This is a genomic window from Streptomyces sp. NPDC047982 (genome assembly GCF_043204165.1).
Lineage (GTDB): Bacteria > Actinomycetota > Actinomycetes > Streptomycetales > Streptomycetaceae > Streptomyces.
This window is the reverse complement of record NZ_JBIDBS010000009.1, coordinates 126893-150305: the sequence shown is the minus strand read 5'-3', so window position 1 is coordinate 150305 and position 23413 is coordinate 126893. Positions and strand designations below refer to the sequence as shown.

22 protein-coding genes are annotated in these 23413 nt (G+C 71.3%); 9 read left to right on the top strand and 13 right to left on the bottom strand.

Going from position 1 to position 23413, the window contains the following annotated elements; translation table 11 throughout:
• Nucleotides 1–40 precede the first annotated feature (40 nt).
• Complete coding sequence (locus ACGF2V_RS13885; protein ID WP_362621950.1) at nt 41–1066, bottom strand: ATP-dependent 6-phosphofructokinase; 1026 nt, start codon at nt 1064–1066, stop codon at nt 41–43.
• Nucleotides 1067–1360: 294 nt separating this feature from the next.
• On the opposite strand from ACGF2V_RS13885, the gene pta reads away from it, so the two are divergent.
• From pta to pyk, 3 genes are all read left to right on the top strand, one after another.
• Nucleotides 1361–3472 carry a phosphate acetyltransferase gene (gene pta, locus ACGF2V_RS13880; RefSeq protein ID WP_362621948.1) on the top strand — a complete coding sequence of 704 codons (2112 nt, stop codon included), beginning with the start codon at nt 1361–1363 and terminating at the stop codon, nt 3470–3472.
• An 86-nt stretch (nt 3473–3558) separates the two neighbouring features.
• On the top strand, nt 3559–4776 hold the full coding sequence (locus ACGF2V_RS13875) for an acetate kinase (RefSeq protein WP_362622226.1): 1218 nt from the start codon (nt 3559–3561) through the stop codon (nt 4774–4776).
• Between the two features lie 74 nt (nt 4777–4850).
• The gene (pyk, locus tag ACGF2V_RS13870; RefSeq protein ID WP_362705302.1) at nt 4851–6281 is read left to right on the top strand and encodes a pyruvate kinase; all 1431 of its coding nucleotides are present in this window, start codon (nt 4851–4853) and stop codon (nt 6279–6281) included.
• Between the two features lie 117 nt (nt 6282–6398).
• Here the strand turns inward: pyk and ACGF2V_RS13865 are convergent, their stop codons facing one another.
• From ACGF2V_RS13865 to ACGF2V_RS13850, 4 genes are all read right to left on the bottom strand, one after another.
• Nucleotides 6399–7706 carry a hypothetical protein gene (locus ACGF2V_RS13865; protein ID WP_362705305.1) on the bottom strand — a complete coding sequence of 436 codons (1308 nt, stop codon included), beginning with the start codon at nt 7704–7706 and terminating at the stop codon, nt 6399–6401.
• Nucleotides 7696–8268 (bottom strand): DUF6114 domain-containing protein, encoded by a 573-nt coding sequence (locus tag ACGF2V_RS13860; protein WP_362705307.1) that lies wholly within the window; start codon nt 8266–8268, stop codon nt 7696–7698. Before ACGF2V_RS13860 ends, ACGF2V_RS13865 begins: the two co-directional genes overlap by 11 nt.
• Before the next feature lie 96 nt (nt 8269–8364).
• Nucleotides 8365–9015 (bottom strand): DUF6230 family protein, encoded by a 651-nt coding sequence (locus ACGF2V_RS13855; RefSeq protein ID WP_362705309.1) that lies wholly within the window; start codon nt 9013–9015, stop codon nt 8365–8367.
• A gap of 645 nt (nt 9016–9660) precedes the next feature.
• Nucleotides 9661–10635, bottom strand: coding sequence for a tetratricopeptide repeat protein (locus ACGF2V_RS13850; protein WP_362621785.1), 975 nt, complete (start codon nt 10633–10635; stop codon nt 9661–9663).
• Nucleotides 10636–10949: 314 nt separating this feature from the next.
• Between ACGF2V_RS13850 and ACGF2V_RS13845 the strand changes: the two genes are divergently transcribed.
• Entirely contained in the window at nt 10950–11579 is a 630-nt protein-coding gene (locus ACGF2V_RS13845) for a TetR-like C-terminal domain-containing protein (protein ID WP_362705313.1), read from the top strand.
• Between the two features lie 155 nt (nt 11580–11734).
• Here the strand turns inward: ACGF2V_RS13845 and ACGF2V_RS13840 are convergent, their stop codons facing one another.
• From ACGF2V_RS13840 to ACGF2V_RS13825, 4 genes are all read right to left on the bottom strand, one after another.
• Nucleotides 11735–13435, bottom strand: a complete 1701-nt coding sequence (locus ACGF2V_RS13840) for a methylmalonyl-CoA mutase family protein (RefSeq protein WP_362705315.1) — start codon at nt 13433–13435, stop codon at nt 11735–11737.
• A gap of 141 nt (nt 13436–13576) precedes the next feature.
• Entirely contained in the window at nt 13577–13909 is a 333-nt protein-coding gene (locus ACGF2V_RS13835; RefSeq protein ID WP_362621789.1) for a DUF3817 domain-containing protein, read from the bottom strand.
• Nucleotides 13910–14076: 167 nt separating this feature from the next.
• Entirely contained in the window at nt 14077–14586 is a 510-nt protein-coding gene (locus tag ACGF2V_RS13830) for a MarR family transcriptional regulator (protein ID WP_362621931.1), read from the bottom strand.
• 32 nt (nt 14587–14618) lie between these two features.
• Nucleotides 14619–16103 (bottom strand): MFS transporter, encoded by a 1485-nt coding sequence (locus ACGF2V_RS13825; protein ID WP_362705317.1) that lies wholly within the window; start codon nt 16101–16103, stop codon nt 14619–14621.
• Nucleotides 16104–16189: 86 nt separating this feature from the next.
• Between ACGF2V_RS13825 and ACGF2V_RS13820 the strand changes: the two genes are divergently transcribed.
• Entirely contained in the window at nt 16190–17197 is a 1008-nt protein-coding gene (locus ACGF2V_RS13820; protein WP_362705319.1) for a DUF5937 family protein, read from the top strand.
• Nucleotides 17198–17328: 131 nt separating this feature from the next.
• Here ACGF2V_RS13820 and ACGF2V_RS13815 read toward each other — a convergent pair whose 3' ends face one another.
• Nucleotides 17329–17625: an MTH1187 family thiamine-binding protein gene (locus ACGF2V_RS13815; RefSeq protein WP_362621792.1), complete on the bottom strand. Its 297-nt coding sequence runs from the start codon at nt 17623–17625 to the stop codon at nt 17329–17331.
• On the bottom strand, nt 17622–17972 hold the full coding sequence (locus ACGF2V_RS13810) for a DUF3817 domain-containing protein (protein WP_362621793.1): 351 nt from the start codon (nt 17970–17972) through the stop codon (nt 17622–17624). Before ACGF2V_RS13810 ends, ACGF2V_RS13815 begins: the two co-directional genes overlap by 4 nt.
• 341 nt (nt 17973–18313) lie before the next feature.
• Here ACGF2V_RS13810 and ACGF2V_RS13805 point away from each other — a divergent pair, with 341 nt between their 5' ends.
• The 4 genes from ACGF2V_RS13805 to ACGF2V_RS13790 all read left to right on the top strand — a co-directional run bounded on the left by ACGF2V_RS13805 (nt 18314) and on the right by ACGF2V_RS13790 (nt 20965).
• The gene (locus ACGF2V_RS13805; RefSeq protein WP_362705433.1) at nt 18314–18946 is read left to right on the top strand and encodes an AIM24 family protein; all 633 of its coding nucleotides are present in this window, start codon (nt 18314–18316) and stop codon (nt 18944–18946) included.
• Entirely contained in the window at nt 18946–19596 is a 651-nt protein-coding gene (locus tag ACGF2V_RS13800; RefSeq protein ID WP_362621797.1) for an AIM24 family protein, read from the top strand. Before ACGF2V_RS13805 ends, ACGF2V_RS13800 begins: the two co-directional genes overlap by 1 nt.
• Entirely contained in the window at nt 19593–20357 is a 765-nt protein-coding gene (locus tag ACGF2V_RS13795) for an AIM24 family protein (RefSeq protein ID WP_362621799.1), read from the top strand. Before ACGF2V_RS13800 ends, ACGF2V_RS13795 begins: the two co-directional genes overlap by 4 nt.
• A gap of 125 nt (nt 20358–20482) precedes the next feature.
• Nucleotides 20483–20965 (top strand): MarR family transcriptional regulator, encoded by a 483-nt coding sequence (locus ACGF2V_RS13790; RefSeq protein WP_362621801.1) that lies wholly within the window; start codon nt 20483–20485, stop codon nt 20963–20965.
• Nucleotides 20966–21224: 259 nt separating this feature from the next.
• On the opposite strand, the gene ACGF2V_RS13785 is transcribed toward ACGF2V_RS13790, so the two are convergent.
• A complete protein-coding gene (locus ACGF2V_RS13785; RefSeq protein ID WP_362705322.1) occupies nt 21225–22685 on the bottom strand; it encodes a HAMP domain-containing sensor histidine kinase in 1461 nt (486 codons plus the stop codon).
• The gene (locus ACGF2V_RS13780; protein ID WP_362621805.1) at nt 22682–23347 is read right to left on the bottom strand and encodes a response regulator transcription factor; all 666 of its coding nucleotides are present in this window, start codon (nt 23345–23347) and stop codon (nt 22682–22684) included. The genes ACGF2V_RS13785 and ACGF2V_RS13780 overlap by 4 nt, the downstream gene beginning before the upstream one ends.
• Between the last annotated feature and the right edge of the window lie 66 nt (nt 23348–23413).

Below are 23413 nucleotides of genomic sequence, written 5' to 3'. Positions count from 1 at the left end.
GCGGCGCGGGGCGGCACAGGAGGGGACGGGGCGGGGCGGATCAGAAGACCGACTCGGCCTCGTCCATCCGGTTCTTGGGGACCGTCTTGAGCTGGGTGATGGCGTCCGCCAGCGGAACCATCACGATGCCGTTGCCGCGCAGCGCCGTCATCCGGCCGAAGTCGCCCCGGTGCGCGGCCTCCACCGCGTGCCAGCCGAAGCGGGTGGCGAGCACCCGGTCGTACGCGGTCGGCGTGCCGCCGCGCTGCACATGGCCGAGGATGACCGGCCGGGCCTCCTTGCCGAGCCGCGTCTCCAGCTCGATGGCCAGCCGGTTGCCGATGCCCGGGAAGCGCTCGTGACCGTACTGGTCGATCTCGCCCTTGGCGTACGGCATGGAGCCCTCGGCCGGGTGCGCGCCCTCGGCGACGCAGATCACCGCGAACTTCTTGCCGCGCGCGAACCGTGCCTCGACCATCTTGACCAGGTCGTCGACCTCGAAGCGACGCTCGGGCAGGCAGATGCCGTGCGCGCCGCCCGCCATCCCGGACTCCAGCGCGATCCAGCCGGCGTGCCGTCCCATCACCTCGACGACCATGACCCGCTGGTGCGACTCGGCGGTGGTCTTCAGACGGTCTATGGCGTCGGTGGCGACGCCCACCGCCGTGTCGAAGCCGAAGGTGCGGTCGGTGGCGGAGATGTCGTTGTCGATGGTCTTGGGGACGCCGACGACGGGCATCCCGGCGTCCGCCAGCATCCGCGCGGCGGTGAGGGTGCCTTCGCCGCCGATCGGGATGAGTGCGTCCATGCCGTAACGGCGGCTCAGCTCCGCGCAGTTCTCCGCGGCCTCGCGCAGCCGGGCGCGCTCCAGGCGGGCCGATCCCAGTATGGTGCCGCCGCGGGCGAGGATGCCGCTGACGGCGTTGAGGTCGAGGGGGCGGTAGTGGCCGTCGAGGAGGCCCTTGAACCCGTCCTCGAAGCCGATGACCTCGTCTCCGTGCCCCACCACGGCACGGTGCACGACCGAGCGGATCACCGCGTTCAGACCCGGACAGTCGCCGCCTGCCGTGAGAACTCCGATGCGCATCGTCCTGTGTCTCCTGCCTCGCTGGTGCCGTGCGTTCCGGGGGCGAGGAAAAGATCCCCCGTTGCGCGAACCATGACGATTGTCCCACGTGGTCTGGACCTCATGGTCTCGCCCGTTCCGGTGACGTCCGCCCGGGTGGCACGTCGCGCGCGGGGATGATTCCCCGGCGCGCCGGGTGGGGCGCGCACGCCGCGCACACGAGGGGGCACGCCCGGCGGGCGGCGTCGCGCACGCCCGGCGTATCGTCAACATGGCGATACGTCCCCAACCGCACATATGGACGGGAGAGCACGCGTGACGCGCAGCGTGTACGTGACCGGGATCGACCGGAGCGACGGCCGGCAGGTCGTCGATCTGGGAGTCATGGAGCTCCTGACGCGTCAGGTGGACCGGGTCGGGGTGTTCCGGCCGCTGGTCCACGACGGTCCCGACCGGATGTTCGAGCTGCTGCGGGCCCGCTACCGGCTGCTCCAGGAGCCGGCGTCGGTCTACGGGCTGGACTACGGCGAGGCGTCCGCGCTCCAGGCCGAACAGGGTACCGACGAACTGGTCTCCCGGCTCGTCGAACGTTTCCACCAGGTGGCCCAGCGCTACGAGGTGGTCCTGGTCCTCGGCACCGACTTCGCCGACACCCAGCTCCCCGACGAGCTGGCGCTCAACGCCCGCCTCGCCAACGAGTTCGGCGCCTCGGTGATCGCGGTGGTCGGCGGCCGGGGCCAGAAGGCGCAGTCCGTGCGCGCCGAGGCGCGCAACGCGTACCGGGCGTACGCGGGGCTGGGCTGCGACGTCGTCTCGGTGATCGTGAACCGGGTGGCGGCCGAGGACCGCGACGCCCTCGCGCAGCGGCTGGCGTCGCAGCTGCCCGTTCCCTGTTCGGTGCTGCCCGACGACGCGGCGCTCTCCGCGCCGACCGTCGCCCAGATCACCGCGGCGCTCGGCGGCACGGTGCTGCTCGGCGACGACTCCGGGCTGGCCAGGGACGCGCTGGACTTCGTCTTCGGCGGCGCCATGCTGCCGAACCTGCTGAAGGCGCTGACGCCGGGCTGTCTGGTGGTCACGCCCGGGGACCGGGCGGACCTGGTGGTCGGCTCGCTGGCCGCGCACAGCGCCGGGACCCCGCCCATCGCCGGTGTGCTGCTCACCCTGGACGAACATCCCGGTCCGGAGATCCTGACCCTGGCCGAGCGCCTCGCGCCGGGCACGCCGGTGGTGTCCGTGGCGGGAGGCTCCTTCCCCACGGCGTATGAACTCTTCTCCATGGAAGGCAAGTTGAACGCGGCGACGCCCCGGAAGGCGGAGACGGCCCTGGGCCTCTTCGAACGCCACGTGGACACCAGTGCCCTGTTGGAGCGGATCTCGGTGGCCCGCAGCGGGCGGGTCACCCCGATGATGTTCGAGCACGAGTTGCTGGAGCAGGCGCGCGCCGACCGGCGCCGGGTGGTCCTGCCGGAGGGCACCGACGAACGGGTGCTGCGCGCCGCCGACGTCCTGCTGCGCCGTGACATCTGCGACCTCACGCTCCTCGGCGAGCCCGACGTCATCCGGAAGAAGGCCGCGGATCTGGGCATCGATCTCGCCGGTACGCAGATCGTCGACCCGCAGACCTCCGAGCTGCGCCTGCCGTTCGCCGAGCGGTACGCGCGGCTGCGCGCGCACCGCGGCGTCACGGCCGAGCTGGCGTACGACGTGGTCGCGGACGTCAACTACTTCGGCACGCTGATGGTCGAGCAGGGCTTCGCGGACGGCATGGTCTCCGGGTCCGCGCACTCCACCGCGGCGACGATCCGTCCCGCGTTCGAGATCATCAAGACCAGGTCCGCAGGCGCCGGCGACGCGACGAGCGGGCCCGGCACCTCGATCGTCTCCTCCGTCTTCTTCATGTGTCTGGCCGACAAGGTCCTGGTGTACGGCGACTGCGCGGTCAACCCGGACCCGGACGCGCGGCAACTCGCGGACATCGCCGTGCAGTCGGCCGCCACCGCCGCCCGCTTCGGCGTGGAGCCTCGGATCGCGATGCTGTCGTACTCGACGGGTACCTCCGGTTCGGGCGCCGACGTCGACAAGGTGCGCGAGGCGACGGCCCTGGTCCGGGCGAGCCGGCCGGACCTGCTGATCGAGGGGCCCATCCAGTACGACGCCGCGGTGGACCCGGGTGTCGCCGCGACGAAGCTGCCCGGTTCCGAGGTGGCGGGTCGGGCGACGGTGCTGATCTTCCCGGACCTGAACACCGGCAACAACACCTACAAGGCCGTGCAGCGCTCGGCGGGCGCGGTCGCCGTCGGACCGGTGCTCCAGGGGCTGCGCAAGCCCGTCAACGACCTGTCCCGCGGCGCGCTGGTCCAGGACATCGTCAACACCGTGGCCATCACCGCGATCCAGGCGCAGGGCAAGGAGCGGACGGCATGACCGCCCCGGCCCTCACAAGCTCCCCGGCCCCGGGAGGACCCGAGGTCCCGGACGGCTCCCCGACCCCGGAAGGCGGCTCCCCGACCATGGCGGCGCATCGCGTACTCGTCCTCAACTCCGGCTCCTCGTCGGTGAAGTACCAGCTCCTGGACATGAGCGACCACTCCCGGCTGGCGGTCGGGCTGGTCGAACGCATCGGCGAGGAGACGTCCCGGCTGATGCACACCCCGCTGGCGGACGGCATCGGCGAGCGGCGGGAGCGCACCGGCCCCATCCCCGACCACGAGGCGGCGCTGAAGGCGGCGGCCGAGGAGCTGGCGGCCGACGGGCTGGGCCTGGACTCCCCCGAACTGGCGGCGATCGGCCACCGGGTGGTGCACGGCGGGCTGCGGTTCACCGAGCCGGTGGTGGTCGACGACGAGGTACTGGAGGAGATCGAGCGCCTGGTCCCGGTGGCCCCGCTGCACAACCCGGCGAACCTCCTCGGCATCCGTACCGCGCAGGCGCTGCGCCCGGACCTGCCGCAGGTGGCGGTGTTCGACACGGCGTTCCACACGACGATGCCGGAGTACGCGGCGCGGTACGCGATCGACGTGGAGACCGCCGACGCGCACCGCATCCGGCGCTACGGATTCCACGGCACCTCGCACGCGTACGTCTCGCGCAAGGCCGCCGAACTGCTGGGACGCGCGCCCGAGGACGTCAACGTCATCGTGCTGCACCTGGGCAACGGCGCCTCCGCGTCGGCGGTGGCGGGCGGCCGGTGCGTGGAGACGTCGATGGGCCTGACCCCGCTGGAAGGGCTGGTGATGGGCACGCGCTGCGGCGACATCGACCCGGCCGTCACCTTCCACCTCCACCGCGTGGCCGGGATGTCGACGGACGAGATCGACGACCTGCTCAACAAGCGCAGCGGTCTGGTCGGGCTGTGCGGCGACAACGACATGCGGGAGATCCGGCGCCGGGTCGACGACGGCGACGAACGGGCGGCGCTGGCCTTCGACGTCTACGTGCACCGGCTGAAGAAGTACATCGGCGCCTATTCGGCGGTCCTCGGGCGGGTGGACGCGGTGGTGTTCACGGCGGGGGTCGGGGAGAACTCCGCACCGGTGCGGGAGGCTGCGATCGCCGGACTGGAGGAGCTCGGCCCGGCGGTGGACGCGGATCTGAACGCCGTACGGTCCGGCGCGCCGCGGCTGATCTCGCCGGACCACGCGCGGGTGGCGGTCGCGGTGGTGCCGACGGACGAGGAGCTGGAGATAGCCGTCCAGACCTTCGCTCTCGTCGGACAGGAGCACAACTGAGCACCCCCACGCCCCTTTGTACCTACCGCCCAACGGAATATTCCGTTACTGAACAAACCGATAGGATCCGCCTCATGCGCCGTTCCAAAATCGTCTGTACGCTCGGCCCCGCCGTCGACTCGCACGAGCAGCTCGTCGCGCTGATCGAGGCCGGCATGAGCGTGGCCCGTTTCAACTTCAGCCACGGCAGCCACGAGGAGCACCAGGCCCGTTACGACCTGGTCCGCAGGGCCGCCGCCGAGACCGGCCGCGCGGTGGGCGTGCTCGCCGACCTCCAGGGCCCGAAGATCCGCCTGGGGAAGTTCGCCGAGGGACCCGTCGAGCTGGTCCGCGGGGACGAGTTCACCATCACGGCGGAGGACGTGCCCGGCGACAAGTCGATCTGCGGCACGACGTACAAGGGCCTGCCCGGCGACGTCGCCAAGGGCGACCCGATCCTGATCAACGACGGCAACGTCGAACTGAAGGTCGTCGCGGTCGAGGGCCCCCGGGTGAGGACGATCGTCATCGAGGGCGGTGTCGTCTCCGACCACAAGGGCATCAACCTGCCCGGCGCGGCGGTCAACGTCCCTGCGCTGTCCCAGAAGGACGTCGAGGACCTGCGGTTCGCGCTGCGGATGGGCTGCGACCTGGTGGCGCTCTCCTTCGTGCGGGACGCCGACGACATCAAGGACGTCCACAAGGTGATGGACGAGGTGGGCCGCCGGGTCCCCGTCATCGCCAAGGTGGAGAAGCCGCAGGCGGTCGAGCACATGCAGGAGGTCGTCATGGCCTTCGACGGTGTGATGGTGGCCCGTGGCGACCTGGCCGTGGAGTATCCGCTGGAGAAGGTCCCGATGGTGCAGAAGCGCCTGGTGGAGCTCTGCCGGCGAAACGCCAAGCCGGTGATCGTGGCGACCCAGATGATGGAGTCGATGATCACCAACTCGCGGCCGACCCGCGCCGAGGCGTCCGACGTCGCCAACGCGATCCTGGACGGCGCGGACGCGGTCATGCTCTCCGCCGAGTCCAGCGTGGGCGCGTACCCGATCGAGACGGTCAAGACGATGTCGAAGATCGTCGTCGCCGCCGAGAACGAGCTGCTCTCCAAGGGCCTCCAGCCGCTGGTCCCGGGCAAGAAGCCGCGCACCCAGGGCGGTTCGGTGGCCCGTGCCGCCTGCGAGATCGCGGACTTCCTGAACGGCAAGGCGCTGGTCGCGTTCACCAAGTCCGGCGACACGGCCCGCCGCCTCTCCCGCTACCGCGCGGCCCAGCCCATCCTGGCCTTCACCACGGACGAGTCCACCCGCAACCAGCTCGCCCTGAGCTGGGGCGTCGAGGCCCACGTCGTCCCGCACGTGGACAACACGGACGCGATGGTCGACCTGGTCGACGCGGAGCTGCTGAAGCTGGACCGCTACAACGCGGGCGACACCATGATCATCACAGCGGGCTCGCCCCCCGGCATCCCCGGCACCACGAACATGGTGCGCGTGCACCATGTCGGTGGCGGAGCGCGCGACTGACGCGGCCGGTACGGACCGGGCACGCGTAGACGGGTACGCATACGGCGAGGCGGTGGCCGCACTCCCCTCGGGGGTGCGGCCACCGCCTCGTGCGGCTCCCGAACGGGTCGGTGTCGGCTAGCCGTTGGCGCCGGTGAAGTAGTTGCGCAGACCCGGAATCGTGAGCGTTCCGCCGAACTGGCCGGCCTGGGTCACCTTGACCTTGGTGAAGAAGGCGAACGGGACGTTCAGCGGCGGCGGGGACTGCGGGCTGAACGTGACCGGGATGAGGCCGAACAGATTGCCCTTCAGCTCCTCCGTGTACATGGTCACCATGCCGTTGCGGATGGTGGACGTGGAGCCCTTGCGCGCCTCGACGTGGGCCGTGGTGCCGTTCGGGCCGACCGTCTTCTGGTGGAGGTCCTTGATGTCGATGGAGCTCGCGGTGAACTTCAGCACCTTCTTGACGGTGCCGTCGTACGTCTTCACGTCGACGATGCCCTTGTAGTCCAGCCCGTTCAGGGTGAGCAGCGAGCTGTCCAGGATCCACGGGTCGGTGGGGAGCAGCGGCACGCCCGTCTCCAGATCGGCCGCGGCCAGTGCCTTCGGGTCGGCGGTCGGACAGGGGAAGCGCGGCTTGGCGCCGTCCGGGATGTCCTCGTCCTTCTTGGCGTCGAGTCCCTTGACGCTGTCGTCGAGTTCCTCGACCGGCGCACCTGCCTTCTCCGCGGCCTCACGGATGGCGGCGGCGGCCCTGTCACCGGTCTCCTTCGCCGGGTCCGCCGGATCCGTGGACTTCTTCGCCGGGTCCGCGGGCCCCCGCCCGGGCTCGGCGGAGTCACTCGGCGACGGCTTCGGGGACTCGGTGCCGGTGGACGGTGACGAGGACGGGTCGGCGCTCTCCTTGTCCGGGGTGCCGAACAGGTCCCTGAGCGCGTCGCCGACACCCAACGGATCAAGCGGGTCCTTCGACTTCGTGGGGGTGGGTGTGGCGCTCGGCGTGGCGGCCGGGGAATCAGCGGTACGCGCATCGGAAGCGGTCTCGGGCTCGGACCCGGACCCGGATTCGGTCCCGGACCCGGACCCGGACTTCGCCGCGTCGTCCGCCGGCGGGGTCACCGAGGGCTTCGGCGCCCGGTCCTCGTCCGTGCCCCCGGAGTCGGTGGCGGACGGGGACGGGGACTCGCTCGGTTCGTCGGAGCGCGTCACACAGGGGCCGGGTGCGAAGGGGATGTCCGGGTGGTCGTCGGCCAGCGCGAGCCGGGGCGTCAGCCCCATACCCACGAAGACGGCCGTCGGCATCGCGGCGAGCGCGAACGCCTTGCCCGCGGGGATGTGCAGCTTCGTCAGCAGCGACTTCCTGGGGACCGCGTGACGCGGTCCGATTCTCGTCCGGTTGTCCTGGTCCTCCCCGGTCGAGTTCAGCTGTGTCTCGTCACCCCGCACGATGCCTCCCGCTGTCGGCCTCGACCGTCGCCTCGTCGTCCTGATCCGGCTTCCGCTGCGGCACCGCCGCCGCCTTGCGGAGGTCCGGTCCGGGCTCCCGTATCCCCGTACCCGCGTCCTCGAACTCCCTGTCCCGTATGCCGGTGTCCAGGACTTCGGGCTCCGGCTGCCCGGGGGCCCAGGAGACGGAGAGCGCGCCGCCGAGCAGGGCGAACAGGAAGCCGACCACGAAGCCACCGACATTGGCGACGGGTATGGAGACCAACGCCAGCAGGATCGTGGCGACCCCGGCGAAGACCCTCACGATGTGGTGGAACCACATCGTGAGGCCCAGCGTGACCAGCAGGACGCCGATGATCAGTGATCCCGCGCCGGCGGTCGTGGACATCGTCAGCGTGACGTTGCCGAGGTGCATGTTGGCGTACGGGAAGTACATGATGGGGACACCACCCACCATGGTGAACAGGCCCGCCCAGAACGGCCGGTTACCCCGCCAGGTGCGGAATTCGCGCCGGAAGACACGGAGAAAGTGCTCGTTGTGCCCTGTGGACTCGGGGCTCATGGAAAACAGCTCCCTGGAACCGGTACTGCTGAGAGAAGAGAAAGGGTGGGCGGTCGGAGCCCCCTCGCGTGGACCCCGACCGCCCCGGGCGAGCGCTTAGTAGCACTCTTGGTCGGTGCCCCTGGAAAGCCGCAGCTTCAGACCACTGAGGTTGAAGGTGCCCGCCGTGGTGGCCCACGCCTGCTGCTTGACGTTCGTCAGCAGGGCCTTCTCGGCCCGCTGGGCGAAGCCGTTGGGGTTGGCCTGGGTGTTGGGCTGAATGCCCGGCTTGCCCTCCGACTTGGGCAGGGATCCCGCGGCCACGCCGATGTCGATGTTCTTGAACTTGGCGTCGGCGTCCAGCTGTGAGACATCGAGGTAGAGGTCCTTGGCGTAGACGCGGTTGTGGCCCTTGCCACCCGCCTCCAGCCTCAGTGTCACGGTACCGATGCCGAGCGGCAGGTTGGGCGTGACGACCGACTGGCACATGTTGGTGATGTAGGCCTTGCTGAAGCCCGACACCGCCACCGGGGCGGCCATGTCCTTGCCGTCGAGCGTCTTGCCCGTGGCGATGCTGCCGTACTGGACGAAGTCCCAGCCCTCGAGCTCAGCGGCCTTGACCTTGAACTCCTGGCCGGACACGCTGAACGACGCCGCCAGGGCGCCCTGGGCCAGACCGATGCCCACCGCGGCGGTCGCGGCGACGCTCGGCACCATGACCAGAGCGAAGCGCTTCCATCTCGTGCCGCCACGAACCTGGGAACTCATTCTCTTTCCTCCTTCTCGGACGTACATCTCCGGTACGGGCCGGGCCCGTCCTGGGATGGGAGAAGTGCTACGTCCTCGGTAAGGAGAGCGCCCGCGCACGGAGGCAGGAACCGCGTCCGAGTCACCGGCGATCACCCCCGAGCGACAACCACCGGCCGCGCAGTCGCGCGGCCCGATCGGACAGGCCCTGCCGGACTGGCAGGAACCCCCCTGTCCGGAGCCGGCGTCACTGCCACCGGCCCACTCGGTGGGGACCCAACGGAGCCACCGCACCGGCTGGCGGCCGGGCTTGGCGTCATTGGACCGAGCGTGGCCGATCGTGGTGCATTCCCGCCCGCCGCACAAGGGGTTCGTTACTCACTGGTAATGGCGTGGTGAACGAGGCGCGACAGGGTGACACCACCCGGCCACACAGGGTGGTCTCGAACGGAAGCGCGAAAGGGCGGATTGAATCCCTTTTCGGACAGAAGCCAAGGGGTGATTTACTGCCAGTAACAGGCAGTCTCTTTATCAAGATTTGGTAAAGGGGAACCGTCTCTTATCGTCCGATCGCGAAAACGGCCGCGGTACCCCGTGGGCACCGCGGCCGCGTTGTCACATCGGCACAAGACCCGCGTCGCGTTTCGGTACGCGACCCGCGTCGGATCAGAACAGGACCCGCGCCAGCGCCGTACGCGCGGCGGTCACCCGCGGGTCGTCGGGGCCGATCACCTCGAACAGTTCCAGCAGCCGCACGCGCGCGGCGTCCCGGTCGTCGCCGAAGGTGCGACGCACCGTCTCGACGAGCCGGCCGAAGGCGTCCTCGACATGACCGCCCACCAGATCCAGGTCGGCGGCGGCGAGTTGGGCGGCGACATCGGCCGGGCGTTCGGCGGCGTCCCTGCGCACCTGCTGCGCGTCCATCTCCCCGACCCGGGTGAGCAGTTCCGCCTGGGCGAGGCCCAGCTTGGCCTCGGTGTTGGACGGGTCGTCGGCCAGGACGTTCTTGTACGCCTGCACGGCGCCGGCGAAATCGTTGGCGTCCAGGGCCCGAACGGCCGCTTCGAGCAGGGCGTCGTACGGACCGGCGGGGACCTCGGCCGGGGCCCGCTCGGCCGCTTCAGCGGCGTCCTGGTCGACCGCGATGCCGGTGAGGCCGAAGCGCTCCTCACCGACCTGGATCAACTGGTCGAGCGTCTGGCGGATCTGGGCCTCGGGTGCCGCGCCCTGGAAGAGCGGGAGGGCCTGCCCGGCGACGACGGCGAAGACCGCCGGGATGCCCTGGACGCCGAACTGCTGCATCAGCATCTGGTTGGCGTCGACATCGACCTTGGCCAGCAGGAAGCGGCCGTTGTACTCATGGGCCAGGCGCTCCAGGAGCGGGCCCAGTTGCTTGCACGGCTGGCACCACTCGGCCCAGAAGTCGAGGACGACCGGGACCTCGGCGGAGCGCTGGAGGACGTCGCGCTCGAAGCCCGCCTCATCGACGTCGATCACCAGGGCGGACGGCGGCACGGCGCCCGTGCCGCCCTGCCGGGCGGCGTCGGCGCGGGCCTGCTCCGCCTTGGCCTTGGCCTCACCGGCCGCCTTCACTGCGGCGAGGTCGACGACGCCGCTCATGGACATGTTCCTAGGCTGCATACGTACATCCTCCCCCCTCGGCACACCGATACGGAAAGCGATGGCCGAACCGCACCCGTCCGCGCTGCCGCCGGTGTGCGGAGTGGACGGCCGGACACGGTTCGAGGGCCCCTGAATGACCCGGTCGGCGCCGGGTCCCCACCCGGTGCCTGTGGCTGTCGTTCGGCCGTGGCGTCAGGACGACGTGACCGCCGCCTTACGCTACGGCCCGTAGCGTAACTGCCCGGCACCCCTCGCGCACAGGGGCCCTCGGTGATCTGTCTCACGGCTCCGGGGTCCGTTCGGTTCTCCTTACTGACCGGTATGGTCGCGGCATGCCGAGCCGCAGCCGTCCCGAATCCCCACGAACGGGACGCCCGCGCAGCGTCGCGGCCGATGAAGCGATCCTGGAGGCGACCCGGGCGTCCCTGGTCGACCTCGGCTGGTCGAGGCTGACGATGGGTGCTGTGGCGGCGCGCGCCGGGGTCGCCAAGACGACGCTGTACCGGCGGTGGGCGGGCAAGAACGAGCTGGTGGTGGACGCCGTAGCGGTCCTCTTCGACGAGCTGGAGCTCCCGGATCTCGGCAGCCTGGCGGCCGATGTGCAGGCGGTGGTGCTCCAGTTCGCGGCGCTGCTGGAACGGCCCGAGACCCGGACCTCGCTGATGGCGGTGGTCGCGGAATCGACCCGGGACGAGGCGCTGCGCACCCGGATCCGCGACTCGATCGTGGACCGGCAGAAGCGGCTGGTGCTGCAGGGGCGCCGGCGCGCCCAGGAGCGGGGCGAGTTGCCCGTCGAGCAGGACGAGGGCCTCGCGGACCGGGCCGCGGACCTGATCTTCGACGTGATCGCCGGGGCGGTCGTGCACCGGGCCCTGGTGAGCGCCGAGCCCATCGACGAGGAGTGGGCCGGACGCTTCACCGCGTTACTGCTCGGAGGGCTCGTGGCGGTCGCCTCGGCGTGAGCCGCGGCCCGCTTCCCCGCGGCCGGCCCGCTTCCGCGCGGCCTGCTTCCGCGCGGCCCGTTCCCCCGTCTGCCGGGCCGCCGTGCGCCGGGCCGCCGTGTGCCGGGCCGCCGGTCCGGCCGTACACCGCGTACGGCGGGACCGGCGGTCGGGCCTCAGAAGCCGGCCGGCTCCGTGTAGACGCCCCACTCGTCGCGCAGGGCCCCGCAGATCTCGCCGAGCGTCGCCTCGGCCCGTACCGCGTCGAGCATCGGCCCGATCATGTTGGAGCCGTCGCGGGCGGCGGTCAGCATCGCGTCCAGCGCCGTCTTGACCCGCGCGTCGTCGCGGGCCTCCTTGCGGCCGGCGAGCACCCGGACCTGCTCGCGCTCGACCTCATGGCTGACGCGCAGGATCTCCAGGTCGCCGGTGACCGAGCCGTGGTGGACGTTGACGCCGACCACGCGCTTGTCGCCCTTCTCCAGGGCCTGCTGGTAGCGGAAGGCGGACTCGGCGATCTCGCCGGTGAACCACCCGTCCTCGATGCCGCGCAGGATGCCGGAGGTGATGGGCCCGACGGGGTGCTGCCCGTCGGGGTGGGCCCGCGTGCCGCGCTCCTTGATCTGGTCGAAGATCTTCTCGGCGTCGGCCTCGATGCGGTCGGTGAGCTGCTCGACGTACCAGGAACCGCCCAGCGGATCGGCCACGTTGGCGACGCCGGTCTCCTCCATGAGGACCTGCTGGGTGCGCAGCGCGATCTCGGCGGCCTGCTCGGAGGGGAGCGCGAGGGTCTCGTCGAGGGCGTTGGTGTGCAGCGAGTTGGTGCCGCCGAGGACCGCGGAGAGCGCCTCGACCGCGGTCCGTACCACGTTGTTGTACGGCTGCTGGGCGGTGAGCGAGACACCGGCGGTCTGGGTGTGGAAGCGGAGCCACTGCGCCTTGTCGGTCTTCGCCCCGTAGGTCTCCTTCATCCAGCGGGCCCAGATCCGGCGGGCCGCGCGGAACTTGGCGATCTCCTCGAAGAAGTCGACGTGCGCGTCGAAGAAGAAGGAGAGGCCGGGCGCGAAGGTGTCGACGTCCAGCCCGCGCGAGAGGCCGAGCTCCACGTACCCGAAGCCGTCGGCCAGGGTGTAGGCGAGCTCCTGGGCGGCCGTCGCACCGGCCTCGCGGATGTGGTAGCCGGAGACGGAGAGCGGCTTGTAGGCGGGGATCTCGCGGGCACAGTGCTCCATGAGGTCACCGATGAGGCGCAGGTGGGGCTCGGGCTGGAACAGCCACTCCTTCTGCGCGATGTACTCCTTGAAGATGTCGGTCTGGAGCGTGCCGTTGAGCACGCCCGGGTCGACGCCCTGGCGCTCGGCGGCGACCAGGTACATGCAGAAGACCGGGACGGCGGGTCCGCTGATCGTCATGGACGTCGTGACATCGCCGAGCGGGATGTCGCGGAACAGGACCTCCATGTCCGCCGCGGAGTCGATGGCCACCCCGCAGTGCCCGACCTCGCCGAGCGAGCGGGGATCGTCGGAGTCGCGGCCCATCAGCGTGGGCATGTCGAACGCGACGCTCAGCCCGCCGCCGCCCGCGGCGAGGATCATCTTGTAGCGCTCGTTGGTCTGCTCGGCGTTGCCGAAGCCGGCGAACTGGCGGATCGTCCAGGTGCGCCCCCGGTAGCCGGTCGGGTGCAGCCCTCGGGTGAAGGGGTACTCACCGGGCCAGCCGATCCGCTCGAACCCCTCGTACGTGTCCCCGGGGCGGGGGCCGTACACGGGCTCGACCCGGTCTCCCGAGAGTGTCGTGAAGTCCGCGTCACGCTTGCGGGCCTTGTCGTAACGGGCCTGCCAGCGGCGGCGGCCCTCCTCGATCGCGTCAGCGTCCATACCATCGAATTTACTAGGACGTCCTAGTAAATGTCGATGGCAAACCGCCCGGCGCTCGATACGGCACGGGGCGGTTCGGGGTGGGGCCGGGTGGTCCGGACCCCGGTGACCCGGGCTCCGAGCGGTTGTGGCCCCGGCGGCTCAGGCCCGGACGGTGGCCGCTGCGCCCTCGGCGATCAGCGGCTCGACCTCGCGGACGATCTTGCGCTCGACGAAGAACGCGGCGGTCGGGATGGTGCCGGAGAGCAGCACCCAGAGCAGCTTGCCGACCGGCCACTTCGCCTTGGAACCGAGGTCGAAGGCGAAGACCAGGTAGATGATGTAGAGCACGCCGTGGAGCTGGGAGACGACGAGCGTCAGGCCCGCACCCGTGTCGAAGCCGTACTTGAAGACCATGCAGGTGCAGAGCACCAGCAACATGACAGCGGTGACGTAGGCCATCACCCGGTACCGGGTCAGCACACTGCGTTTCATGGCATCGAGCGTAACCGGACGCCTGTTGCGATCTTGCAGCGGGCCGGGATCCCGGAGCGCCGTCCCGCGCTCTCCCCGAGGTCCCGGAGCGAGGCCGTCCTCACGGTCGCGCCGAGTCCCGGGTCGAGGCGGTTCCGCGGTTCCCCGGGCCCCGTGCCGAGGCCGCCCTATTGCTCCTTGAAGTCCTGGGCCGCGATCCGCAACGGCCGCAGCATGGCGAAGATCTCCGCGCACTCCTCGGCGTCGTACACCCCGAGCCCGAAGTCCATGGCGACCAGGTCCTCGGTCGCCGCCTCGACGACCTCGCGGCCCTTGTCGGTGATGGAGGCGAGGGTGCCCCGCCCGTCGTTCGGGTTGGGGCGCTTGTCCACCAGGCCGGAGCGCACCAGTCGGTCCACGGTGTTCGTGACGGACGTGGGGTGGACCATGAGCCGCTCCCCGATCTTGGACATGGGCAGTTCGCCCGCCTTGGAGAAGGCCAGCAGCACCAGCGCCTCGTACCGGGCGAAGGTCAGCCCGTAGGGCTTGACCACGGCGTCGACCTCGGCGAGCAGGATCTGCTGCGCGCGCATGATCGAGGTGATCGCGGCCATCGAGGGCACCGGCCCCCAGCGCTGCTGCCAGATCTCGTCGGCGCGGGCGATGGGATCGAAGGGGAGACTGAGCGGCTTCGGCACGTAACCGACCTTACCCACTGGTCATATGGTGGTCAGCCTCGTCTCGGACTTCGGTCCGTACTCCCTCCCGGAGTCCGGTCGCCGGTCGCGGCTCCGTCCCGGAGTTCGGCCGGGACCACGTCCCGCGCCTCGGCCGGGCCGCGGTCGGCGGGGGCGGTTCTCCTGACCTCCCGTACGAGCGGCAGCAGGCACAGGACGCCGAGCGCCCCCGCTCCGGCGACCACGTGGTGCACGGGGAAGAACTCGGCGGCGAGCCCGGCGAGGGCCATGCCGACGCCCTGCAGCGTCATCATCCCGGCGGTGAGCACGGTCATGGCCCGACCGCGCAGCGACTCCGGTACGGCCGCGACGAACCACTTGTCCAGGCCGATGACGTACGCCCCGCCCGCTCCCGCCAGCGCCAGGACGATCGCGGCCGGGACCACTCCGGGGCGGAACACGTACAGCACCAGGGGCAGCAGTTCCAGGGTCGCGGCCGGCAGCACGATCAAGGAGCGCAGACGGGGCGAAAGCCCGGCGCCCACGTACAGTTCCGCCGCGATCCGGCCGACCGGCATGGCGCACATCAGCAGGCCGAGCGCGGCCGAACCGACCCCGATCGCGTCCGCGTACGGCGCGGCGAGCGCCGCGGGCGCGACCAGGAACAGCGGAGGCACCCAGAACAGCAGCATCAGAGCACGGATCCGGCGGTTCCCGAGCAGGCTGCGGGCCCCGGTGAGCGACTCCTTGAGCAGAGTGCCGCCGCCCGACCCGGCGTCGGCCCCGCCGGTCCTGGCCGGACGGGCACGGGTGCCGAAGCGGAGCAGGGCCGCCGAACAGAGGAACGTCACGGCAGTGATGGTGATCGCGCCGCGCGGGGTCACCACGGCGAGCAGCATGCCGCCCGCGCCGAAACCGATGAGCACGGCGCTCTGCGAGACGATCCGCAGCAGCGACCGGCCGAGGACATAGCGGTCGCCCTCGCCCAGGATCTCGGTGAGCGCGGCCATCCGCGTCCCGGTGAAGACCGGCGACACCGCGGCGACCAGGCAGCGCAGGGCGAGCAGCCCCCCGACCGGGGTGCCCGGCAGCACCATCCCGGCGACGCACGCCGCACACACCAGGTCGCAGGTGACAAGGACCCGGCGGGCGGGGTACCGGTCGGCGATCCCGGCGAGGAATGTGCCTCCGACGAGGTACGGGAGGAATCCGAGCGCGAAGGTGAGCGCGCTGAGCAGGGGCGAGCCGGTGAGGCCGTACACCAGGACGGTGAGGGCGAGTTCGCTGACGACGACACCGAGGAGGGAGAGCAGGTGCGCGGCGAAGACCGCCCGGAACTCCCGCACGGCGAAGACGGCGCGGTAGCCGCGAGGGGCGCGGGGTTTGCTGGTGGTGCGGACGGCGGCCGGGACGGTGGTGGTGCGGTTCTCCGGCGAGGCGTCGGCGGGCGGGTCCTGCCGCACGACGGCGGGCCGGTGCCCGGACGCCGCCTGCGCCGCGCGGGGCCGCGCCGGCGTGCTCCTGGTACTTCTTGGCATGGGCGCAGCCTGCGGGGTCGGCGCCGCCCTTTCTAGACTTTCGGTCCCCACCGAAAGTTCAGGGACACCTCACCCGAAGGCGGCACATGTCGTTCCAGTTGCACCTCGACGAGAGCGACCTGCTGCGCTGCCGGTTCGCGCTCTCGCCGCTCGGGGAGACGCAGGCCGCGGTGCGCGTGCTGGCCCAGCCCCACCGGCACGGCTATTACCTGCCGTGGCTGCGGCTGATCCGGGAGGCGGCGGCCGGGCTCGATCTGGGACCGTTGTGGCTGCTGATGCCCCGGAGCGGGCACACCCCGGACTTCTTCAACCCGCCGCCGCCCGGTCCGGTTCCCTCGTTCGAGGACGAGATCGCGGTGGTGCGCTCGCTCGATCCGGAACTCGTCCGCCGGGACCTCGAACTGTCGCTGGAGGGCCGTCCGGAGGCGCTGCGCTCCCCCACCGCCCAGGCGCTGCTCGCCGATCCCGCCCAGGCCGTGCGGGTCCTGGCCGATCTGCTGGAACGGGCCTGGCGGGTACTGGTCGAACCGCACTGGCCACGGCTGCGCGCCCTGCTGGAGGCGGACATCGCCTATCACTCCCGGCGGCTCGCGGCGGTCGGCTTCGAACGGCTGCTGGAGGAGCTGAGCCCCCAGCTGAGCTGGTCGGATTCGGCCCTCACCATCGTCGGGACACGGGGGCGGCACAGCCGGGTGCCGGGCGGGCAGGGGCTCGTCCTGGTCCCGAGCGTCTTCTGCTGGCCGGACGCGGTGAGCGGCTTCGAACCGCCGTGGCAGCCGGCGATCATCTATCCGGCGCGCGGGATCGGAGGGCTGTGGACGCGCTCCGCCGACCGCACCCCGCAGGCGCTCGCGCGGCTGCTCGGCCGGGGACGGGCCGAGGTCCTGTGCGCGCTCGACGAACCGGCCGGGACGAGCGCGCTCGCCCACCGGCTGGGCCTCGCGCTCTCCTCCGTGTCGGAGCATCTGTCGGTGCTGCGCGCGGCGGGGCTGCTCACGTCGCGGCGGTACGGCCACCAGGTGCTGTACGAGCGGACCCCGCTCGGGATCGCCCTGGCCGCCCCGGACGGCCACGCCGGGCCGGACGGCCCATGACGCAGGAACCCCCGGCGACGGCCAGGGGTTCCTCGGGTTCACGCGCACGTAAGGCTTCGCGTGTACGCACGCCTTCACGCAGGCGTACGGCTCGGCGCGGGCGCACGCCTTCACGCGGGCGTACGGCGGGCTCAGCCCTCCGAGAGGTACCGCTCGACGGTCTCCACCTTGGACGTCAGGCCGTCCGTGACGCCTGGGCGGATGTCGGCCTTCAGGACCAGGCTGACGCGTCCGGCACGGGCCTCGACGGCGGCGACGGCGCGCTTGACGACGTCCATCACTTCGTCCCACTCGCCCTCGACGGAGGTGAACATGGCGTCCGTGCGGTTGGGCAGCCCGGACTCACGGACGACCCTGACGGCGTCGGCGACGTACTCGCCGACGTCCTCACCGACGCCCACCGGGCTGACCGAGAACGCGACGATCACGCGCCCACCACGCCCTCCCGGCGGGCCCGGGCGGCGATGACGTCGTCGGCCTCGTAGCGCTTGAGCAGCTTGTCCGCGTACAGCCCGCCGAACGGCACCAGCGCGAGCAGGAAGAAGAACGCGACCCGCTTCAGCGGCCACTTGGTCTTGGACCAGACGTCGAGCAGCAGAACGGCGTAGATCACGAAGAGCACACCGTGCACGATGCCGAGCGGCATCATCAGGAAGTCGATGTCCGAGACCCGGCTGAGGATCGAGCCAAAGATGATCAGCGCCGGGAAGGAGAGCGCCTCGGGAATCGAGATGAGGCGCAGCCGGTGCAGGGCGGTAGCGGTCTTGATGTCCACGAGGGCACCTTCGGTGGGAGGGGCGTGACAGCTTGTGAACGGGGGCACAAGCGCCCCCATTGTGGCATCGACGCGGGCGGGATCCGGCGCCGGGGGCGTATGTCCCCGGTCACGAACACGCGGCGCCCGGAACGTGTGCCGCGCGCGTGCGCGGGCCGGTTGAGGTCGGCCCGCACGTCGCCGGACTCCGGGCCACGTTGCCGCGCGCGTGCGCGGGGCGGTTCGTCCCGGGTCTGTGCGGATCCGGTACCGGGTGCGCATCAGGGGTGATTCAGCGGCGCTGTTCGGCCTCCGGGCCCTGTCCGGGCCGGGACGCTGCCGATACCGTCGGGCGGGTGGCGATGTTCCGACTCCAAGGCAGCAGAACTCTGGCCGTCGACCTGAACGGCGACGCCGTCAAGGCCAAGAACGGCTCGATGGTCGCGTACGACGGCCGGATGACGTTCAAGAAGATGACCGGCGGCGGCGACGGACTGCGCGGCATGGTGACGCGCCGGCTGACCGGTGAGCAGATGTCCGTGATGCAGGTGACGGGCAAGGGCACCTGCTACTTCGCCGACCGCGCGAGCGAGATCAGCCTGGTCTCCCTGCACGGCGACAAGCTCTACGTCGAGGCGAGCAATCTGCTGTGCACCGACGCCGGGCTGCGCACCGGCACCACCTTCACCGGTCTGCGCGGCGGGGCGAGCGGCAACGGGCTGTTCACCACGACCGTCGAGGGGACCGGCCAGGTGGCGGTCACGTCGGACGGCGCGGCCGTGGGGCTGCGGGTCTCGCCGCAGTACCCGCTGTTCGTCGACCCCGGCGCCTACATCGCGCACCAGGGGGATCTGCGGCAGCACCTCCAGACCGGGGTGAACTTCCGGACGCTGATCGGCGAGGGCTCGGGCGAGGCGTTCCAGATCCGGTTCGAGGGCGAGGGGATCGTGTACGTCCAGCCCAGCGAGCGCAACACCCTGGGGGGCGAGCTCTGATGCCGTTCCGCGAGATCAACCAGAAGATGGTCGAGGCGACGGTGGTCCCCGGCCAGAAGCTGTACAGCCAGCGGGGCGCGATGCTCGCCTACCGCGGCGACGTGTCGTTCACGCCGGACATCCGGGGCGGCCAGGGCGGTGTGCTGTCGATGATCGGCCGCCGGGTGGCGGGCGAGGCGACACCGCTGATGACGGTCGAGGGGAACGGCACGGTGATGTTCGGCCACGGCGGCCATCACGTCCAGGTGATCGAGCTGTCCGGGGACACCCTGTACGTGGAGGCCGACCGGCTGCTCGCCTTCGACGGCTCGCTCCAGCAGTCCACCATGTTCATGGGCTCGCAGGGCGGGGTGATGGGCATGGTGCGCGGCCAGGTGACCGGTCAGGGCCTGTTCACCACGACGCTGACGGGCCACGGCGCGGTCGCCGTGATGGCCCACGGCGGGGTGGTCGAGCTGCCGATCACCCCGGACAACGAGGTGCACGTGGACCCGCAGGCGTACGTCGCCCACCACGGGGACGTGCGCAACAAGCTCTCCGCCGCGCTCGGCTGGCGCGAGATGGTGGGGCGTGGCTCCGGCGAGGCGTTCCAGCTGGAGCTGAGCGGCAGCGGCGCGGTCTACGTCCAGGCATCGGAGGAGAAGCTGTGAGCACACCCGTCGTCCTCGACCCGATGACGCTGCCGTCGGACGACAACGTCAACGCGTACACGTTCTGCGTGGAGCTGGCCGGGAGTCAGTGGTTCCTGCAGAAGGGCAAGATGATCGCCTATTACGGGCGGATCGAGTTCGACGGCGTCGGCCACGGCCGCTTCGAGCGGCTGCTGCGGACGAGCTTCCACTCGCCGCTGCACGCGAGCGACTGGGTGGTGGCGGGGGGCAGCGGCAAGATGCTGCTCGCAGACCGGGCGTTCGACGTGAACTCCTACGACCTGGAGGACGGGAACCTGACGATCCGTTCGGGCAATCTGCTGGCGTTCCAGCCTTCCCTCGCGCTCAAGCAGTCGATCGTGCCGGGGTTCCTGACGCTGATCGGCACGGGGAAGTTCGTGGCCGCGTCCAACGGTCCGGTGGTCTTCATGGAGCCGCCGCTCCGGGTCGATCCGCAGGCGCTGGTGGGCTGGGCCGACTGCCCCTCGCCGTGCCACCACTACGACCACGGGTATCTCACGGGTGTGCTCGGCGGTCTGCGGGCGCTGACCGGGATCGGCGGCACCTCGGGCGAGGAGCACCAGTTCGAGTTCGTGGGAGCGGGTACGGTCCTGCTCCAGTCGTCGGAGGCGCTGGTGCCCGAGCAGCCGACGGGCGCGACGCCGCCGCAGCCGGGGGTGCCCGGCGGCTCGGGTCAACCTGGCGCCTCACCCCGTCCGTCCGGTCAGCTCGGGGACCTCCAGCGTCGCTTCGGGTGGTGAACGGTAGCCTGCGCACTGTGACGCCGGGCGTCCGCACCCCGCGCTCCGAGCCGCGTTCGAGCGCTTGCCGTGGACGCCGCGCCCCCGTTTCGTCCGTCTTTCAACTTCTTAGGTAGAATCGTTATATGGAGACCGAGACCGAGACCGCCACCCGCTGGCTGAACAACGCGGAGCAGTGCGCCTGGCGCACCCATCTGGAGGTCAGCAGACTGCTGATGCACCAGCTCGAGAAGGACCTCCAGCCCTTCGGCCTGACCATGAACGACTACGAGATCCTGGTCAACCTCTCGGAGTCGGAGGGTCAGCGCATGCGCATGAGCGACCTCGCCACGGCGACGCTGCAGTCCAAGAGCAGGCTCTCCCACCAGATCACCCGCATGGAGAACGCGGGCCTGGTCCGCCGGGTGAACTGCGAGTCCGACCGGCGCGGACTGTACGGAGTCCTCACCGAACACGGCGCGGAGACCATGCGGAAGGTGGCGCCGCACCACGTGGCGTCGGTGCGCAGGCACTTCATGGACCTGCTGACGCCGGAGGCGCTGGACGACCTGCACACGGCGCTGACCCCGGTGGCCGAGCATCTGCGCGGCCATCGCGGAAAGCTCTGACCGCCGCGGGAAGAGCTGCCCTCGGCGGAAGGATCCGACCGCGGGTGACGTGACCCCGCGGGCCATCCGCGCGAGCCGCGGGCCATACGGCACCGCGGGTGACACGGCCCGCGGGTCGCGCCCCCGCGTGCGGCATCACTCTCAGGCGGCACGAAACCGGCGAGGTGGTGCGCGCGCCGAGGGCGGGCCGATCCCCTGCCGGGCGGACTCGACGCGGCGCTCGCCCGACGGTGTCCGCGGTGGGGCGGGGGCGTCCGGCTCAGTCGGCGGCCGGCAGCCACAGCTCGAAGCGCGCGCCGCCCTCCGGCGCATCGCCCACCGTCAGCCGGCCACCGTGCCGTGCGGCGACGTCACGCGCGATGGCCAACCCCAGCCCGGCGCCGCCCTCGTCCCGCGTACGGGCGTCGTCGAGGCGCACGAAGCGTTCGAAGATCCGTTCACGCTCGTCCGACGGTACCCCCGCCCCGTCGTCGGTGACCGCGACGGCGATCCCGCCGCGCTCCCGGCGTACCGAGACCGTCACCGCGTGCTCCGCGTGACGCTCGGCGTTGTCCAGCAGATTGCCGATCACCCGGGCCAACTGTCCCCGGGAACCGGACACTTCGAGACCGCCGGACTCCGGTACGCGCACCGTGGGAGGAATCCGGTCGCCGGTGCGCTGGGAGACCTCCTCGTGGACCAGCGCGCCCAGGTCCAGCGTCGTACGGCCCGGCCGCTCCCCCGCATCCAGCCGGGCGAGCAGCAGCAGGTCGGCCGCCAGCGCCTGGAGCCGTACGGTGTCGGCGACGGCGCCCGGCAGGTCCAGCAGGGCCGGATGCGCGGCGCCCACCTCCAGTTGGGTGCGCAGCGAGGCGATCGGGCTGCGCAGCTCGTGCGAGGCGTCGGCGACGAAACGCCGCTGCCGCTCCACGGATGCCTCCAGGGCCGTCAGCGTCTCGTTGGTGGTACGGGCCAGCCGGGCGATCTCGTCGCGGGAACCGGGCTCCGGCACACGCCTGCTCAGGTCCTCGGACGCGGTGATCGCGGCCATCTCCCGGCGGATGCCCTCGACCGGGCGCAGCGCCCGGCGGGTCACCAGCCAGGTCACCCCGGCGACGACGAGGAGCAGCACCGGCAGCCCGGCCAGCATCGCGGTGCGCACGCTGCCGACGGCCTCCTGCTCGGCGGCCAGCGGAGCGCCCGCGTGGACGGTCAGGGTCGTCCCGGCGGGGGTGGTCGCCCGTACGGAAGCGAAACGGTAGTCGGCCCTCTCGCCGTCGACGGTGGCGGTGCCGTTGACGAAGTCCTGGTCGTCGGAGTCGACCTCGCCCCGGCCGGGGGCGGGGCGGCCGCCGTCGCCGTCGTCGTCATCCGCGTCGTCGTCCCCGGAGCCGGGAGCGGAGCCGTCCGGGCTCGCCGGTGCGGTGGAGGGGGCCGGGGTGACGCGGTCCGTCCCGGTCCCGGAGATCGCCTCCAGGTCCTTCGACACGGCGACCACCCGCCCGTTCTCGTCCGTCACCTGGACCGGGTGGTCCTCCTCGTCGCGCATCTCCAGCCGGTCGTACGGCACGCCGAGGGCGAGCTGCCCGGCGACCTCGCGGGCCACCACCTCGGCCTGGAGCCCCGCCTGACCGGTGAGGTTCGCGCGCAGCACGAGGAGCACGGCGAGCCCCGCCCCGACCAGTGCGAGCGCGACGACGGCGGTGGCGCCGAGCGCCGCCCTGGTGCGTACCGACGTCACGGACCCTCCTCCAGCCGGTACCCGGCACCACGCACCGTGCGGATGGCCGCCGCGCCGAGCTTGCGCCGCAGCGCGCTGACGTAGACCTCGACGATGTTCGGGTCGCCGTCGTAGGCGAAGTCCCAGACGTGTTCCAGGATGTCCGCCTTGCTCACCACCTGTCCGGGCCGCAGCGCGAGCTGTTCCAGCACCGCGAACTCCTTGGCGGTGAGGGCGATCTCCGTTCCGGCGAGGTGGACCCGGCGGGCGGCGGTGTCCATGCGCAGGGCGCCGACGGTGACCACCGGCGAGGCGGGACCGCCGCCCCGGCGCCGCAGCAGCGCCCGGATCCTGGCCACGAGCACCACGTACGAGAACGGCTTGGTCAGATAGTCGTCGGCCCCGGTGTCCAGGCCCTCCGCCTCGTCGTACTCGCCGTCCTTCGCGGTCAGCATCAGGATCGGCAGGTCGTGCCCCAAGGCGCGCAGCGCGGCGCAGACCCGGTAGCCGTTCATCCCGGGCAGCATGACGTCGAGGACGACGAGGTCGTACGCGCCTTCGGCGGCCCGGTGCAGCCCTTCGAGGCCGTCGTGCACGACGTCCACGGCGAAGCCCTCGGCGGTGAGCCCGCCGGCCAGGGACGCCGCCAGCCGCTTCTCGTCCTCCACGATCAAAAGGCGCATGGACCCAGGGTCGCAAACCGATCCTGAAGACGGTTTCAGCCTCCTTCAGGCTGCCTTCAGCATCAC

Bases quoted from the DNA above. Each gene is read 5' to 3' on its own strand.
- ACGF2V_RS13850 (WP_362621785.1), bottom strand. From the start codon at position 10,635: ATGCAGCCTAGGAACATGTCCATGAGCGGCGTCGTCGACCTCGCCGCA.
- ACGF2V_RS13790 (WP_362621801.1), top strand. From the start codon at position 20,483: ATGGAGACCGAGACCGAGACCGCCACCCGCTGGCTGAACAACGCGGAG.
- ACGF2V_RS13875 (WP_362622226.1), top strand. From the start codon at position 3,559: ATGGCGGCGCATCGCGTACTCGTCCTCAACTCCGGCTCCTCGTCGGTG.
- ACGF2V_RS13840 (WP_362705315.1), bottom strand. From the start codon at position 13,435: ATGGACGCTGACGCGATCGAGGAGGGCCGCCGCCGCTGGCAGGCCCGT.
- ACGF2V_RS13805 (WP_362705433.1), top strand. From the start codon at position 18,314: ATGTTCCGACTCCAAGGCAGCAGAACTCTGGCCGTCGACCTGAACGGC.
- pyk (WP_362705302.1), top strand. From the start codon at position 4,851: ATGCGCCGTTCCAAAATCGTCTGTACGCTCGGCCCCGCCGTCGACTCG.
- ACGF2V_RS13835 (WP_362621789.1), bottom strand. From the start codon at position 13,909: ATGAAACGCAGTGTGCTGACCCGGTACCGGGTGATGGCCTACGTCACC.
- ACGF2V_RS13860 (WP_362705307.1), bottom strand. From the start codon at position 8,268: ATGAGCCCCGAGTCCACAGGGCACAACGAGCACTTTCTCCGTGTCTTC.
- ACGF2V_RS13855 (WP_362705309.1), bottom strand. From the start codon at position 9,015: ATGAGTTCCCAGGTTCGTGGCGGCACGAGATGGAAGCGCTTCGCTCTG.
- ACGF2V_RS13825 (WP_362705317.1), bottom strand. From the start codon at position 16,103: ATGCCAAGAAGTACCAGGAGCACGCCGGCGCGGCCCCGCGCGGCGCAG.
- ACGF2V_RS13820 (WP_362705319.1), top strand. From the start codon at position 16,190: ATGTCGTTCCAGTTGCACCTCGACGAGAGCGACCTGCTGCGCTGCCGG.
- ACGF2V_RS13780 (WP_362621805.1), bottom strand. From the start codon at position 23,347: ATGCGCCTTTTGATCGTGGAGGACGAGAAGCGGCTGGCGGCGTCCCTG.
- ACGF2V_RS13885 (WP_362621950.1), bottom strand. From the start codon at position 1,066: ATGCGCATCGGAGTTCTCACGGCAGGCGGCGACTGTCCGGGTCTGAAC.
- ACGF2V_RS13800 (WP_362621797.1), top strand. From the start codon at position 18,946: ATGCCGTTCCGCGAGATCAACCAGAAGATGGTCGAGGCGACGGTGGTC.
- ACGF2V_RS13845 (WP_362705313.1), top strand. From the start codon at position 10,950: ATGCCGAGCCGCAGCCGTCCCGAATCCCCACGAACGGGACGCCCGCGC.